General features: G+C 38.8%; 16 protein-coding genes. 6 read left to right on the plus strand and 10 right to left on the minus strand.

Annotated elements, in window-relative coordinates:
* Positions 1-123 precede the first annotated feature (123 nt).
* Positions 124-1,266: a P1 family peptidase gene (locus HMAT_RS12380; protein WP_104382990.1), complete on the plus strand. Its 1,143-nt coding sequence runs from the start codon at positions 124-126 to the stop codon at positions 1,264-1,266.
* 64 nt (positions 1,267-1,330) lie between these two features.
* Here HMAT_RS12380 and HMAT_RS12385 read toward each other — a convergent pair whose 3' ends face one another.
* On the minus strand, positions 1,331-2,182 hold the full coding sequence (locus HMAT_RS12385; protein WP_104382991.1) for a DMT family transporter: 852 nt from the start codon (positions 2,180-2,182) through the stop codon (positions 1,331-1,333).
* A 77-nt stretch (positions 2,183-2,259) separates the two neighbouring features.
* Here HMAT_RS12385 and HMAT_RS12390 point away from each other — a divergent pair, with 77 nt between their 5' ends.
* Positions 2,260-2,631 (plus strand): helix-turn-helix domain-containing protein, encoded by a 372-nt coding sequence (locus HMAT_RS12390; RefSeq protein WP_104382992.1) that lies wholly within the window; start codon positions 2,260-2,262, stop codon positions 2,629-2,631.
* 51 nt (positions 2,632-2,682) lie between these two features.
* Here HMAT_RS12390 and HMAT_RS12395 read toward each other — a convergent pair whose 3' ends face one another.
* Positions 2,683-3,813, minus strand: coding sequence for a serine hydrolase (locus HMAT_RS12395; RefSeq protein ID WP_104382993.1), 1,131 nt, complete (start codon positions 3,811-3,813; stop codon positions 2,683-2,685).
* 838 nt (positions 3,814-4,651) lie between these two features.
* Here HMAT_RS12395 and HMAT_RS12405 point away from each other — a divergent pair.
* Together HMAT_RS12405 and HMAT_RS12410 are read left to right on the plus strand one after the other, a co-directional pair.
* Positions 4,652-5,227 carry a phosphatase PAP2 family protein gene (locus tag HMAT_RS12405; RefSeq protein ID WP_104382995.1) on the plus strand — a complete coding sequence of 192 codons (576 nt, stop codon included), beginning with the start codon at positions 4,652-4,654 and terminating at the stop codon, positions 5,225-5,227.
* 119 nt (positions 5,228-5,346) lie between these two features.
* Positions 5,347-6,129 (plus strand): NIPSNAP family protein, encoded by a 783-nt coding sequence (locus HMAT_RS12410; protein WP_233789228.1) that lies wholly within the window; start codon positions 5,347-5,349, stop codon positions 6,127-6,129.
* 84 nt (positions 6,130-6,213) lie between these two features.
* Here HMAT_RS12410 and HMAT_RS12415 read toward each other — a convergent pair whose 3' ends face one another.
* From HMAT_RS12415 to HMAT_RS12445, 7 genes are all read right to left on the minus strand, one after another.
* The gene (locus HMAT_RS12415) at positions 6,214-6,900 is read right to left on the minus strand and encodes a type 1 glutamine amidotransferase domain-containing protein (RefSeq protein WP_199768613.1); all 687 of its coding nucleotides are present in this window, start codon (positions 6,898-6,900) and stop codon (positions 6,214-6,216) included.
* A 119-nt stretch (positions 6,901-7,019) separates the two neighbouring features.
* On the minus strand, positions 7,020-7,955 hold the full coding sequence (locus tag HMAT_RS12420) for an AraC family transcriptional regulator (protein ID WP_104382998.1): 936 nt from the start codon (positions 7,953-7,955) through the stop codon (positions 7,020-7,022).
* 7 nt (positions 7,956-7,962) lie between these two features.
* On the minus strand, positions 7,963-8,910 hold the full coding sequence (locus tag HMAT_RS12425) for an NAD-dependent epimerase/dehydratase family protein (RefSeq protein ID WP_104382999.1): 948 nt from the start codon (positions 8,908-8,910) through the stop codon (positions 7,963-7,965).
* 91 nt (positions 8,911-9,001) lie between these two features.
* The gene (locus tag HMAT_RS12430; protein ID WP_104383000.1) at positions 9,002-10,363 is read right to left on the minus strand and encodes an aldehyde dehydrogenase; all 1,362 of its coding nucleotides are present in this window, start codon (positions 10,361-10,363) and stop codon (positions 9,002-9,004) included.
* Between the two features lie 27 nt (positions 10,364-10,390).
* Entirely contained in the window at positions 10,391-11,449 is a 1,059-nt protein-coding gene (locus tag HMAT_RS12435) for an acetoacetate decarboxylase (ADC) (RefSeq protein WP_104383001.1), read from the minus strand.
* Positions 11,450-11,748: 299 nt separating this feature from the next.
* Positions 11,749-11,973: a hypothetical protein gene (locus tag HMAT_RS12440; RefSeq protein ID WP_104383002.1), complete on the minus strand. Its 225-nt coding sequence runs from the start codon at positions 11,971-11,973 to the stop codon at positions 11,749-11,751.
* A gap of 21 nt (positions 11,974-11,994) precedes the next feature.
* Complete coding sequence (locus tag HMAT_RS12445) at positions 11,995-12,252, minus strand: hypothetical protein (protein ID WP_104383003.1); 258 nt, start codon at positions 12,250-12,252, stop codon at positions 11,995-11,997.
* Positions 12,253-12,718: 466 nt separating this feature from the next.
* Between HMAT_RS12445 and HMAT_RS12450 the strand changes: the two genes are divergently transcribed.
* Positions 12,719-12,904, plus strand: a complete 186-nt coding sequence (locus HMAT_RS12450; protein ID WP_104383004.1) for a hypothetical protein — start codon at positions 12,719-12,721, stop codon at positions 12,902-12,904.
* Between the two features lie 21 nt (positions 12,905-12,925).
* Positions 12,926-14,644, plus strand: coding sequence for a hypothetical protein (locus tag HMAT_RS12455; protein ID WP_104383005.1), 1,719 nt, complete (start codon positions 12,926-12,928; stop codon positions 14,642-14,644).
* Between the two features lie 153 nt (positions 14,645-14,797).
* On the opposite strand, the gene HMAT_RS12460 is transcribed toward HMAT_RS12455, so the two are convergent.
* On the minus strand, positions 14,798-15,802 hold the full coding sequence (locus tag HMAT_RS12460) for an alpha/beta hydrolase (protein ID WP_104383006.1): 1,005 nt from the start codon (positions 15,800-15,802) through the stop codon (positions 14,798-14,800).
* Positions 15,803-15,990 lie beyond the last annotated feature (188 nt).

Genomic DNA, 15,990 nt, shown 5'->3' on the forward strand with positions numbered 1-15,990 from the left:
CAGAATTCCATTTTAGAAAACTTCTAAATCCGGGGAGAGGTCAAAATGCGCCAACTCACAATTTTGTTCGTTATTGTATATGGGGAGATACATATTGAAATTTGATCATCAAAAATTTGCAATATGAAAGAACCAGAAACAAAAAAACAAAAACCGAGAGCCCGAGATCTAGGAATCCAATTTGATGGATCTACTGGCAAAAACAATGCGATAACTGATGTAGCCGGTGTTGAAGTTGGATACAGTACTATTATTGTTGATGGAAACAGCAAATCAATCGGTGCGGGACCTGTGAGAACCGGGGTTACGGCTATCTTTCCCACAGGAAAAGCAAAAAAATTCAATCCGGTATATGCCAATTGGCATAGTTTAAATGGAAATGGTGAAATGACTGGAACTACCTGGATCACTGAATCGGGTTTTCTTGAATCGCCTATCATGCTGACCAATTCTAATAGCATTGGAATAGTACTAGATGCTGTATTAAAATGGTATGTGAAAACCGACTGGCATAAAACGGAAGATTGGTGGTATACTTATCCAGTTGTTGCCGAAACCTACGATGGCTTTCTCAATGATATCTATGGTTTCCACGTTAAAGAAAAACATGTATTGGAAGCTATTGATAACGCGAGTTCAGGAAAACTAGCGGAAGGCAATGTCGGTGGTGGAACCGGAATGATGAGTTTTGGATTCAAGGGAGGAACCGGAACTTCCTCAAGAATTGCGCATATAAAAGATGACATTTTTACCGTTGGCGCTCTGGTACAATCTAACTTTGGCATCAAAAAAAATCTGACCATTTCCGGAGTGCCTGTTGGTTTGGAATTGCTTAACGTAGGCAATGCTGTTTTCAATGGCCCATTAACATCTAGAAGACGGGAAGGTGACGGCTCCATCATCGTCATCATAGCAACAGATGCACCACTGTTGCCTCATCAGTTAAAGAAAATTGCACAAAGGGTAAGTCTCGGTATAGGAGCCGTGGGCGGAATAGGTGCTAATGGCTCGGGAGAAATCTTTTTAGCATTTTCTACCGCAAACGAAAACGCTTTTGACAGAAACTGCAATATACTTGCTGAATCATTGTCGAATGATCAGTTAACGCCACTTTTTGAGGCAACTGTCCAAGCTGTAGAAGAAGCTATCATTAATGCGATGATTGCTGCCGAAACAATGGTAGGAATCAACGGAAATATCGCTTATGGCCTTTCTCATGACCTCCTAACAGATACTTTACGAAAGTATAACCGGCTAAACAGCTAAGAATAATATCAAATTGGAACGCACGATGGCATTCGAGCATATCTTGTAGGAAGTAGCTCAATAATTACTTTGCAGATGTAATAGTTGACCCTATGCTTGCTGCGATGACCAACAGGACAGAAATGATTTGGAGGGAACTTAGATGCTCGCTTAAAAACAACAAACCAGATAATGCCGCCAATGCAGGATGCAGACTCATCAGTATACTATAAGTTTGTGAAGACACTTTTTTGAATGCTTTCATATCCAAGCTAAAAGGAATCGCACTAGAAAGCAGAGCGACACAGATTCCCAATAAGAGCCATTTCATATTTAACTTTACAAAAAAACCATCATTTAAACCAAAGGGAAGAACAAGTAGAAAAGCAAAAGCCATTCCTAGGGCAACAGCATCTATAGAATCCATCCTGTGTGAGACTAGCTTCCCACACAGGATATATCCTGCCCAAAATGCACCCGCCAAAACAGCAAGCAATATTCCCATAAGGCTTACACCACTGGAATGGTTCCAGGGGGCAATAAATACAATCCCTAGTACAGCTAATCCCGCCCAAATAAAATCGGTATACTTTCTGGATAACATCATGGCCAAGGTCAAGGGCCCTACGAATTCAATTGTTGTGCCCAATCCCATAGGGATAAGTTTTATAGCATAATAAAATGACAGATTCATTCCTGCCAGGCAGGCTCCATAAAGCAGGCACAATACATAATCTGATTTTTTACGTCCCCATATTTTAACCCTGAAAAGAATCAAAAGTATAAGCGATGCAATTCCTAATCTTAGACTTACTGTCCCGCCGGGTCCTAATACGGGAAATAAAAACTTAGCAATTGCAGTACCTGACTGCACACATAGCATTGCCAAAACAATAAGATAAATAGCATATGAATGCTGGTTTTCATTTTTTATCATGATCGGTAATTGTAACTTTATACCAAAGTTGCCACAAAGTTGACCAGTGGGCAATAACGAACTAAATTGTGAGTACAATGAAAAAAGAAAATTCCACGAATAGCTTGAATGAAAGATACCTGTTAAACACCTGTGACTTCAACTATGTCCTGCAATTGATTGGTGGCAGATGGAAATCACAGATCATTTTTTCAATTGCCCATGGCAATAACAGATTCAGCTTGATTAAGCAGGATCTCGATAACATATCCGATCAGGTACTGGGAAGACAGTTGCGGAGCTTAGAAATTGAAGGAATTATTGAGAAATCGGAAATACCTTTCAGTATCCCAAAAGGTATTCAATACAACTTCACCGAGAAGGCCGATTCGCTGATCCCTCTTTTACGCGAACTCTGCCAGTGGGGCGGACAACACAAAAGACCGTTAGACCCCATCAAGATATGTTAACACCGAAAAAAGACCAGACAGTAAAGTCCAGGCTAAGAAATGCATATTGAATTAGGATTTATCGGCCAATAGGATGTCCACAATATGGAAGTAAACTTGCTGGATATCTATGTTATCGCTATTACTGAGTATGATGATTCCAAGTTTCCGTTCAGGAAGCAATGAAAGTATGCTTCTGTAGCCGATATCACCACCTTCATGTGCGTAATTCATATAACCTTTATAGGGGTAAATAAACCAGCACAAACCCATCGATAGCCCTTGACCAGGATCCACTGTAACTGTCGGACTTGTCATCGTCCTGAAAGTAGAAGGACTTATGATCTGTGTGTTTTTATATTTTCCTTCGTACATATTGGCGATCGCCCAATGTGAAAGTTCTGCAATATTTGAGGTTAACGTTGAACTGGGTGCGTGCTTTCGATTATATGGGTACACGGCACTTACTGTTTGCGGGTTACCCGTGTGTGCTGAGGTTTGCAAATCCTTTCTCATCTCCGGATAATAAAAACTGCTTCCGTTCATCCCAAGTGGAGTTAGCACATTATCCTTTTCATATTTTTCAAAACTCATTCCAGAAACTTTCGCAACTAAATCACCTAATACATCAAAAGCTATATTACTGTAATAATAGGTGGATCCAGGATCACTAAGCAGTACTGAATCGGCCAGACGACGTGTATACCGTTCTAATGCCTCGGCATCAGATTCTGCTTTTTCCCATTCATAATCTGTAACATCTGGTATACCAGAGGTATGATTTAGCATCTGTTTTATGGTGATGTTTTTGTAACGGGGATCTTTCATTTTGAAATAAGGAAGATAATTTATCAGCGGCTTATTGATATCAATCTTTCCCTTTTCGGCCAGTTGCATGACGGCTGTTGCCGTAAATGTTTTAGAAACCGAAGCGACATGGAAAAAATGTGCGTTGGTTAATTGCTCTCCTGTCTGTACATTAGCAACGCCAAAACTTTTGGAGTAGGCGACTTCTTGCCCATTGGTAATCGCTATGGAGATACCAGAAATCCCGGCACTATCCACTAAAGATCCAATGTAAGCATCTATTTGTCGAAAAGTATCCGCATCGTCTTTGATGGGAGGATCTGCTTTTTTACATCCAACTATCGTTATCAAAAGGCATGTAACGATCCATAAGCTATTTTTTGCTGCTTTTATCATGTGTGTTTATTAATTAGACAACTTCAAACCTTTTTACCCTGACAAAGTCTAGAAAAATTAAAAAGATGCTAGTGATATGGATAAATAACTAGCATCTCTAAGATTCCGTATTCGTTATTTGTCGTATCCGTAAATGATTTTCCCAATAGCGAAAGGACGAGTAGATACGTTGGAATCTGAACGACGATTGTATGTTGATTTCTCACATCTTTAATTTTGTGTAAAAAAGAAGCGGAATAGTAAAATCTCCAAGATCCAATTCTACATTCAGTTGATTGATATCTTTAGTTGAGTTGAACGAATAAACTAATCCTCCTGTAAAATCTTTGTTTATCGTCTGAACATTCCCTAAAAATTTAGCATAAGAAATATCTAAGCTCATCTCTTTTAGTCCTTGCAGACCTGGACCCGAAATGATAAAACCTCCTGATCCCTGATAGTCCAGTCCCCCATTTTGACGCTTCTAAATTTAATGTCTGCAGAAAGTGGAGAAATGGTTGTGAAGCCTTGCCATGCTATCATCAGTACGCACAATACCCGTAATGCTATTGATAAAAACCGGATAGACTTTATTTCAAAAACGGCACCAGAAAGAATCTGTGATGAAATCTGTGCTGTACTAATAGAGCTTTACATTGGGCTATGAACACCTTCCATTTTTTGGCTATTAGAAAGCGATCACCTTTTTTTCAATAAAAAATAGTAAGCCAAAATAAAGGCTTCTAAATTTCTTCAAAATCTGGTACTAGTTTTATTGTGGCATCTAAAATCATGCTGGCCCAAAAATTTGAATTTTGGGCTAGTTCAGAACAGGGGGCCACTAAAATTATGCTAGATAATGGAATTAAATAGTTTGTCTGTATTAGACAGAAATATTGTAGAATGGATGAATCAGCATCGCATTCCTTCTTTGGATACCTTTTTCATTTTTATGACCGATACTGTATTTGCTGTGCCTGTACTAATGGCATTATTGCTAATTTGGGTTTTGTTCTTCAAAGTGGATAACAAATTGAAGGTGAGATCAATTCAGGCCATACTAACATTTTCATGCAATACAATTGTGGTCACTGTGCTAAAATATGCAATTGGCAGACAAAGGCCATATATTAATGACCAGTTAATTACCAAAGTGACATCCGGAGGAAGTCCTTCCTTTCCGTCTGGCCATACGGCAGATGCATTCATCGTAGCGATGATAATCTCGCAATTATTTCCTACAAAATTGGGGCTAAAATTGATAATATGGTTATGGGCTATAACGATAGCATACACAAGAATTGCGCTAGGGGTTCACTATTTAAGTGACGTATTGGGATCTGTGATCATAAGTTATTTGATCGCTATTTCCTTAAATAGGCTTTTCAGGAACAAATGCTGTAGAATGGTTGATATCAAATACATCCCTAAATAGCATAGTTTTAATTCTAATAGCTATATTATACAAATAAAAAACCTATTTTTAAGCTGTATTTTCTTAACAAGAAGAAAACAAAAAATAATAATCTAAATCTATAAAACTAAATTTTAAACATGGTCAGATCTATGAACCCGGGACATTGGGTGTTGATCCTATTGATTTTTATCAGTAGTCAATCCAGCTGTTTTGCCCGCGCAGCAACTACTTATTTCCAATTGAAAGTATATCACTTCCAAACCACGGACCAAGAACAGGTAATCGATCGTTTTCTTGAAAAAGCCTACTTGCCAGCGATGCACAAATTAGGCTTTAAAGAAATTGCTGTTTTCAAACCGATTGATAATAAGGACAAAGCAGATAAATTGGTTTATGTATTCAGTTCATCGCCTAATCTTGAAAAATATGCAAGTCTTGATGTAGATATTTTAAAAGATAAACAGTATTTAGAGTCGGGAAAGGAGTACTTAGAAGCCGCATATAACCGTGCACCGTATTCAAGGATTGAAACGATTTTAATGAAAGCCTTTGCGGGGATGCCATCTCTTTCTCTTCCAAAATTAACTACGGACAAACGTGAACGTGTATACGAATTGAGGAGTTATGAAGGTCCAACGGAAAAATTATCTGCAAATAAAATCTCCATGTTTAATAATGGTGAGATCGATATCTTTAAAAAACTGAATTTTAATGCCGTTTTTTATGGTCAAGTTATTGCGGGCAGCACGATGCCGAATTTAATTTATCTGACGACTTTTGAAAATATGACAGAACGTGATGCACATTGGAAAGCTTTTGGACCTTTGTATAAACCAATGGCTGAACTGCCGCAATACCAGAATAACGTTTCTAAAAACGTAACCACTCTTTGTACGCCAACAGATTATTCAGATATATAATGAAAATAAATAATATTGCAGCCTTGCCTCCTTAGGCGATGGAAACTCGGTCGATTTTAGCCCTTTTAATGATCCACCCCACCATTATTTTCCAAGTTCACTGATAACCACCTTGGCCATTTCCTTTGAGCTGAACGGATTTTGGCCCGTTATCAAATTACCATCCACAACAACATTGGAAGTCATTGGGATAAAAGCCTTTTTAAGATCTGCTCCTCGTTCTTTAATGGCTGCTTCAAGATTAAATGGAACCTCACGTTTGCGTCTTGCAATCGTTTCTTCAAACCAGTCAAAGCCGGTCATTGATTTTCCCTTGATCAGATATTCACCGTTGTTAAGCCTTACATTTAACAATCCGCCAACTCCATGACAGATCGCCGCGACTTTCTTTCCTTTTTCATACTGATTCCTAATCATGGATTGTATAGTAAGGTCATCCGGAAAATCGTACATCGTACCATGACCTCCAGCTAAATAGATCAGATCATACTCTTGTTGAGTGAGCTCAGATAGTTGTACACTATTTGCAAGCAATAACCGAAAGTCATTGTCATTCCAATATTGTTCAGAAATTTTATCTAGCGTGAAGTGTTTAAGGCTTTCAGGATCTACCGGAATGTTACCACCTTGCGGACTTGCAATAGTAATATCATAACCTTTCTCTTTAGCGGCATGGTAGATATGAGTGAGTTCGCTAAGCCACAAACCGGTTTTCAGATTACCACTTGCATACATACTAATATTGGTTACTATGATTAAGATTTTCATCATGCTGATATTTTTTCTTTTTATATAACAAAGTTGATAAGAAACTATTGACTGCGCGTAGCCGAATTACGGGTAGTTGTAACCGAATCTCTGCAATTAAACATTCCTTTAAATAAAGCCCCTCAATTTAATGATGATCTAAATTCAAGTGGAGAAATTGAGGTACGGCTTTTAAATAGACGATGAAAAGACTGCGGGTGCTCAAACCCCAGGTGATAAGCAATTTCTGATACCGACATTGATGTAGTCGAGAGTAATGCTTTTGCTTTCTCTATCAACCTGCTCTGGATATGTTGCTGCGTGGTTTGCCCTGTTTGTACTCTTAGCATATCGCTCAGATAGTTGGCACTCAGGTGCAGCTGCTCGGCAACGGAATGAACTGAGGGTATTCCATTAATGATTAATTTATCGTTTTTGAAATAGTCGTCCAATAACGTTTCTAGTTTCGAAAGAAGGTCACTATTGACTTTCTTTCTGGTCAAAAACTGGCGGTTATAAAACCGGTCACAGTATTTTAACAACAGATCAAGATTTGATATCAGTAAATCCTGCGAAAAGGTATCCATATTTCCATCTATTTCCCGACCCACATTATCTATTATATCAAATATTGTTTGCTCCTCCTTTTCAGAGAGATGCAATGCTTCATTGGCCATATAGGAAAAATAGCCATATTCCTTAATGTCAGATGCTAGGCTAAATCCATGAAGAAAATCGGGATGTACCACTAATACAAACCCTTTTACATCATTCAGTAGTATATCATCAAACTGAAGGACCTGATGTGGGGCAATAAAATACATAATACCTTCATCAAAATCATAATATTGCTGGCCATACCTGCATTTTCCTCCGGCACAGTCTTTCTTTAAAGCAATGACATAAAAGTCAGTAGTAATAGCTCCTAGAATGGTTCCCGGTTCTAGCTTGACATCATCAAAATTAAACACACTGATTAGCGGATTTGTAGGCTTTTTTAGCCCTAAAAATTGATGAAGCATACTTATCGATGATACTTTTTCCGGAGTTTTCATATGCTGATTTTCAGATTTATACATGACCAATTTACTTAATTATTTTGTTCCCTGAAAGCTGTTCATTTTTTATAATACTTATTCCCTGTTTATACGTGGTGACCTCAAAATCCGGGAATTTCTTTCTGAATTTTGAATCATCAAATATATTGTCATGTTCATACCTTGGCAGAAGCTCCAGTAATTCCTTTACACTTTTATTGAAAAATGATCCTATTTTGAAGATCAATTTCGGAACAACAGCATATTTCAGGTCTCTGCTGTAGATGCCTGAAGCTATTCGGATAAACTCTTTGTAGGTAGGATGACTTTTATCCACCGGGAGATGCCAGGTCTGACCGAATGCATCGGGAGTATTTCCGATCAACGCAGCCGCACGGCTCGCATCAGGCGTCCAGATCAGGCTTCTTTTCTTATTTGCACTCAATGGAACCTTTAGCTTCTTACCTTCTTTGATGTTGTTAAAAATTAAGGTATTGGTAATACTCTGTGTTTTGTCGGGCCCGTAAAATTCTGGCGCGCGACAGATAACGGCTTCAAGTTCACCTGACGCGATTTCCTTTAACACCATTTCGGCCATCTTTCTTCTGACTCTACCTTTTCTTCCCACCGGTGCAAAAGCTGTTTCTTCTGTCAAAACGCGATCATCCTGGGGATACATATACGTGTTGTCAAAGAATACAAGTTTTGTATGGTTAATCTTACAGGCGTCAATCACGTTACGAAGGATCAGCGGAAACTGTTTTTCCCATAGATCTGAACTGATCGGAAGGCCTAATGTAAAATAGGCAATTTCACTTCCTTTTACGGCCTCAATTGCTTTCTCACGAATCGATAGATCCGCAGAAAAGACTTCGTCCGTGTCATTTACTTTTTTCGCATCCCTACTGACAATCCGTATCGATGAAGTAAAATTTCTTTTGAGTTCTCTTGCGAGCTCTTCGCCAATCTGACCGTTAGCTCCTAATATCGTTTGCATATCTTTTGCTGTTTTAAATTACGACACAAGTTTCAGAAGATCTATAAAGACCTGGGTAGCTCAATTCAGGTAAGTTGTAACATAATCTCTGTTACATCACCTTTTTCAGCCAGTGCATTTTTTTATCTGTGTAAGGCGGATATTTCCAGTCCGGTTCGCCCCAAGTTGTTTTTTCAATCACTGATTTCTGATGGGAGAAGGTAAGAAAACCGAACTCACCATGATAATTTCCAATCCCGGAGTTCCCAATACCTCCGAACGGGAGATAGTCACTTGTAATGTGCATCAGTGTGTCGTTAATACATCCGCCACCAAAAGAAACCAAATTTAAAAGCTTATCTTTTTCTTCTTTATTATTACTAAACAAATAAGCAGCCAATGGTTTTTCACCTTCGATTATTTTATTGAGAACATCATCATAATTACTGTAGGTAATGACTGGTAAGACCGGACCAAATATTTCCTCCTTCATCACCGGATCTTCCCAGGTTATATTATCCATGATCGTAGGTTCGATGTAAAGAGAATCCGTATTATATTTTCCTCCATATATCACTTTTGACTCATCTACAAGGCCAAGGACTCGGTCAAAATTCCGTTTATTGATGATACTTGTATAATGTGCCGCACCATCCGAGTAATTGATTTCCTGAAGTTTTTCTTTAATCAATTGCATAAGTTTAGGTTTTACGGATTCTTCTACCAGCAGATAATCAGGTGCAATACAGGTTTGTCCGCTATTTAGGAATTTCCCCCAGACCAGTCTTTTTGCAGCAACTTCAAGGTCTGCACTTTTTGTGACTATGGCAGGTGATTTCCCTCCAAGCTCCAATGTAACAGGAACCAGGTTTTTTGCAGCGGCCTCGTATACGATCTTCCCAACTTTCGGGCTCCCGGTAAAAAATATTTTATCAAACTGAAGTTTCAATAGTTCTGTTGTTTCCGGAATACCTCCCTGCACGACATAGAGATAGTTTGATGGAAAATTATTGTTAATAAGATCTGCTAACAGATGCATTGTATTTTCGGGAAGTTCACTGGGTTTGATGATACAGGTATTTCCAGCTGCAATGGCACTAACCATAGGACTCAATGTCAATTGATAAGGGTAGTTCCATGCGCCAATGACAAGTGTAACTCCCAATGGGTCATAATGAATGTAACTCTTACCGGGTTGCAAACTCAGTGCTGTTTTGACCTTTTTAGGCCTGCTCAGCTTGTCCAAATTTTTTAGAAAAAAATCTATTTCATTATACACTAGATTGAGTTCTGTAAGAAAGGTATCAAATTTTCCTTTGCTAAAATCTTTATAGATCGCTTCATAAAGTTGCTCTTCATTTGATTTCAGGAGATTTTTTATCTGTTGCAGAGTTTCCTTGCGAAAAGCAATGTTTTTTGTTCGGTGCGAATTAAAAAACTCTTTTTGTGACTGAAATATGTTTGCATAATCCATTGTAATAGTCTTTAAAGTTTAAACCCGTTATTTCTTTGTATTACTTACCTGTTCAGGAGTGTACAATGCAGCTTGAAATTCCGGCTGATAATCATACCGCATCAGTTTACCCAGATCCAGTGATCTAATGAATTTTGATAAAGGGCCCTCAGTAAGATCAAGTTTCACGTCTTCTTTCTTTTTACTGGTTGCTTTTTTTAGAGCCCGTACATCTGTGTATCCGTGAGTTAGTTTCCCGTTTTTATCCAAGTTAATGAAATTGGAACGAACTATTTCAGGTTCTGTGGTTTCTATAGCTAATTTCTTTCCTGCTATCGAAAAATCCGACTTACCTGATTCATCATAAAAAGTAAAGTTCATAACCTCTCCTTTGTCACTATAATCCATTGGGATTAGCCATTTCGGTAAGTTATACCCAACTACTCCTCGTACTCTGGCTAGCTCTGTATCTACGGGAAGCTTTAAAACGTATCCCCAAAGATTCTTATTTTTAACTTCGCTGAGCAAAGAGAATACACCCCAGTTTCCTGCATCAGGTTTGGTCGTAACAATAGAAATAGACAACTCGTTATACGAATCGTTATCGCAATAATGATAGGCATATGCAGTGATGGCAATAAGCCCCCGTCCCGGTGTGATGGAAATTGGTTTTACAATATCACGGACTTCGACTGGAATCAGTTTTTTCAAGGTCTTCATATCAGCTGTATAGATTGCTGTAATACTGCTGTTGCTGTAATAAAAATTGGGAGAATAGGTTGTAAATCCAACGTTCTTTTTCTCTTTTTGGATAGTCTTGAACCAGCTAAGATCAATATCCGGTCTTTCTTTTTCAATGACAGCTAATGGCGGATTCGAACGGAACCGATCATAAAGTCCATCCTTTAACACAGGAACTTGATGTCCTGCAAGATCAATAATTGTCTGTTCGGGTTTGATCGTGTCCATCGTGATTTGATTTTTTTGGTTTGCAAATACAGTATTGTAATCAAAAGATTTTTGATAAGCAGCAGCAAAACTACCTGTTATTACTTGCGAGTACATCCCTACAAGTCCTGCTGTTGTCAATATTTTAATAATATTCATACTTTTTTATTTTCTATGACAAAGTTCAGCACTGTGAAGACAGCAGGAGTAGCTGGATTAGGGGAAGTTGTAACAGAATCTCTGTTTTAAATTATTTAAAATTTCAAACGTTACACAGTAGACCTGAAAAGGGAGCGAAATATGGTATTGGGTCTTTTAGAATTTTATACTATCCCAATCCGGGATAGTTTTATTTTTAATGTAGAGATTCTACAAATGACATAAGAGCAGCGATTATTGGACTTCATAAGAAAATTCAGAGACTTTATCTCAAGCAAAGGAAAATATTTTTAAATGTACTACACAGTAGATGTCAAACGCCCTTCGTCCGATAGGAGCTGATCCACATATACCCTGATCTCCTTCGGTAACATCAGATATATTGGCGTTTTTAAATTCTCCTTTTGCTCGCCCTTATCAGTAAAAACACCTTTAAACCCTTCATTAAGCCATTTTCCCTCGGCTTCCAAATAGGTTCTGTATTTACTGTCCAAAATTTCAATAATGTTTTTGCTATTTTTCATTTTTTCGTTTGTTTATTCTATTTATTTATCGTCTTTTTTTCTCGAGTCGGTGTTTTCCTTAGCTACTGTTTTGGAATTGTTAATTGGTAAGGGATCTTTCTTTTCTTTTTGCTTTTCTCTTTGGATTTTTTTTAAATGTAGAATAATGGTGGAAGCGGGAACCTCATATTTCTCTACAGCCTCATGTAAAAATAAATAACCACGCATTATATCTGAAATTGCACATTGAACCCTCGCTTTATTCGAGATTCTCTTGCCATCATTATTATCTTTTTCCATTGCAGTTTATTTTGGTTTATAACTTATTATCTACCTCGGATGATGAAATATTGCAAGCAAATGTGGTTCTTTTTATAAAAAAAAAACATTTTATCAGCCTCTCATTACAAGCTTGTAGAAGCCCAATTACAACCTGTAGCTTTATTTCTACATAGTCCCAATTAAAATACATCCACTCAAACCTCAAACAGTAAACTACATTTAATAAAAGTGCAAACATAAATGTGTAAACATTAATATTTTTAATATTAAAATATACTATATATCTAAATTTGAAATATTAAGTATAAATGAAAAATATAACAACCTGTAGCTATTACGCCACACAACCGTAGGTCGACATCTACACACAAAACATAACATACTGCAAAACAATGATTTTTAACTTTTATGGATATAGTTTTGCTCACGTAATAATGACTATGCCAAATAAATCACAATTATCATTAATTAAAAAAAATTAAGTATGGAAAAACAACAAAAACGCAAGTCTTATGTGGTACCGAGTGTAACCACTACGATTGTTGAATTAGAACAGGGCATTGCCGCGGGATCGGCTTCTGTTAATCCCGGAGATTCGTCCAATCCTTCAAGTCCCAAAACTGAAGATTGGTTTGATAATGGCAGTCAGAATTCGGACTTTGATATTTAATCTTAAATAAAAAAAGAAAAGATGAAAAGTATAATATCAAATAAATTAAGAAGAAACATTTCCGGAGCGGCCGTATTTTGCTTACTATTGGCCAGTTTCACATCCTGCTCTTCGAAAGAAGAACAGCTAGTGCCAACCGGAGACGGTGCTGTACTGAAAGTTGGTGTGAAAGGAATAGAAGAAGCAATAGTTGGTGGAACAGGAAATAACCTGAAAATGTCCAACAAAGGAAATAGTGGTATTAATAAGCAATCATTAGTATCATTTGGAAGCGTAGATGCTTTTGTGGATTTTGGTGAAGGTACACTCGGTAAGGACCTACCGGTTGTAACAAAAGCCAGCTCAACAGATACATTGAGCAAAAAAGCCGCATCAGGAACAACAAAAGCGGTAGCTTCATCTCAAATGGAAAATGGCACTAAATTCCGTCTTCTGATCTACGATGCTGCTAACGCTCTTGTCGTCAATCAAGTTGTTACTTCAGGAGTGGATCCACAGATCAAGGTAGACGCCAATAAGAAATATACTTGGTACGCCGTATCCGTAAATGAAAAGAATGCATCTGTTCCAGATGTAAATGGTGCCGGAGTGATCTCCCGTACCGGGCTAGAGAACAAAGATGTATTGTATGCCTCAGGCAACGTCAATACCGTAAATGGTGAGAACTATTTGGCGATAACATTTAAACGCATGACCGCTAGAATTCAAGTAAAATTGAATGTTAGAGGGCTTTTTGCCAGAATAGAGAATAGTACGAGCATTTCATTAGTAAAAAACAGTACAAATACGACTGTTTTGCAAATGGGTGATTTGAATGTGCTAACGGGGCAGTTTAATAATGTCGTAAATGTAGACAAAGCGGTATTAGGTTCTTCGATGGTAGAGGAAAGTGGAAATCCGGCTGCTACAGTTAAAGTAGCAAGCTTCTTCACATTGAGCACGGAAACAATTCCTGCCAATAGTTTCAAGATGAAGTTTAACACATTGAAAGTTACATTGGATGATTCACGTATAAGAACATTTACTCCATTGACTTACACTTATGCCGGCGCCTACACTCCGACAATAGGTAGTACCTATGGATTGAATATCCGCCTTATTGAATCTCCGGTTAAAGTTAAAGGTGTTTTATGGGCACGATCCAACCTGGTGTATAGCGCAACTGAGATGGACCACTATAGGTTGAAATCCAATCCGGGCGGATCAACACCGGCGACAAAAGACACTGAATTCTGGAACTGGAAATCTTCTACACCGACCGGGGCTGCAGGCAGCACAGATCCTTGTGTTTCGGTTTATCCGGAAGGAACATGGCGTATGTCAACAAAACAAGAATGGGAATCCATCGGACAACCGGATAAAAAACAAGAGGTATTGGGTTTATTCTGGGGTGCGCAATATGCGTACAAATGGAATAGAGACAGTGATTACCCTAGTAATCCGGCATATGACGACAATGACCTTACCTTATCTTTTGGTGGATACCGTACTAAACCGAGCGCAATTGGTGGCGGAACATCAGTAATAGGGAGCCCAGGCGGCATCGCTTTAGGTGCTTTTGCCTCTGGAGAATGTCATTATTGGACTTCCGACAATAGAGACTCCAACACAGCATTTGCTGTCAAGTCTGCATTTACAAGGGTTGCCTGGCTATTCTCTTGGGGAAATGTAACTTACCCTAATCTCAATAAAGCCGAGGGCAGAAATGTCCGTTGTGTAAGACAAATTGTTAATAATTAAATTATAAAAGCTTTGATTCTATAAGCTTTTGAAATGGCATAAATCGTCACTTGAATTATACCCCGAGAAATAAAATTCTCGGGGTATAATTATTTAATTGTATTCTGGTGGTGAATGCCAATGAACTTTATTTTTTTAATGGATTTTCTTCTTTTATTTTAACTCTGTATGCTTCAAAAATTGGTCGATTATGCCAACACAGCGCTCTACCCAAGGGTGAAAAAGCCAAAAAGGATGTACATTGACATCAATGCGATGCACTTCATGGGCCGTACCCCAGCGCTTGAGCATGCCGACAAGTTCATCTTGCCCCGCATGAAACCTCGGCAATGCACTGTTGATAAAAAGCATGGGAACTGGCTGTTCCTCCCTGGCCCAGAATATGGGGGATGCTTCCTTCCAGACAAGCGGCTTTTCGGCGAACGTCCCACCCAACCAAAAGGCATCTGGGGAGTCGGTCTTTCGCTCCAGATTGAGCGAAAGTGGTGCCATGAAGTCTACCACGCCATCCAGATCCACGATAGCCTGTACATGCGTACTCGCCTGAGCTTCGACCTGGGGTTCAAAACGGCCCACTCCTCCTGTCAATCCGACCAAACTTGCCAATTGCCCCCCTGCTGAGCTCCCGGCCACGACGATCCTGCTGCTGTCTATGCCATATAGCCCAGCATGCTCCTTGACCCAAACAATCGCCGATTTAATGTTGAGCACTGCTTGTGGGTACTTCGCTTCCAAAGACAATTGATGCTCCACTGGAATACAAACATACCCCTTTCTGGCCAACAGTTGAGCTATGGGCATATCCATTTCCTTTTGGCCCGAACGCCAGCCGCCACCATGAATCCATAGTACTGCGGCACGCGTCAGCTTATCATTGGGCCGAATAATATCCAGGTGCAGATCACGTGGCCCAAAATCTGTATGGGGTAGATGCGCATATACGACATTACGGATTACCCTAAGATCCGTCCCTGCACTGTCCACCGCAGGTCTAGCTTGTGGGTAATTTTTCTTAATCTGCCGCCATACACGCATGGTATTATAGGTTGTATCCCGTGGAATGACCTTATGCTGCGCCCATACTGTACTACTGTAAAAAAGAAGTACAAAAATATAACTAAGCTGCAGGTAACAACCTCTTTTATTTTTCCATTTCATTGAGCATCAATTTAACATTCCAATCGTCAATAACTTTAACAAGACTATACATCCGGAAACATCTTGTCGCCATTCCATCCATTCCAACACTCAGGCGCAATAGCGGCTTTTAAATACCGCTGTGCAAGCTGTGATGATATACAAGTTTCGCAATGAGATCAGCTTGCAGCCAACAAAAAATGCCCCCG

Origin of the sequence: Sphingobacterium sp. HMA12 (genome assembly GCF_002933815.1) — a bacterium.
Classification (GTDB): Bacteria; Bacteroidota; Bacteroidia; order Sphingobacteriales; family Sphingobacteriaceae; genus Sphingobacterium.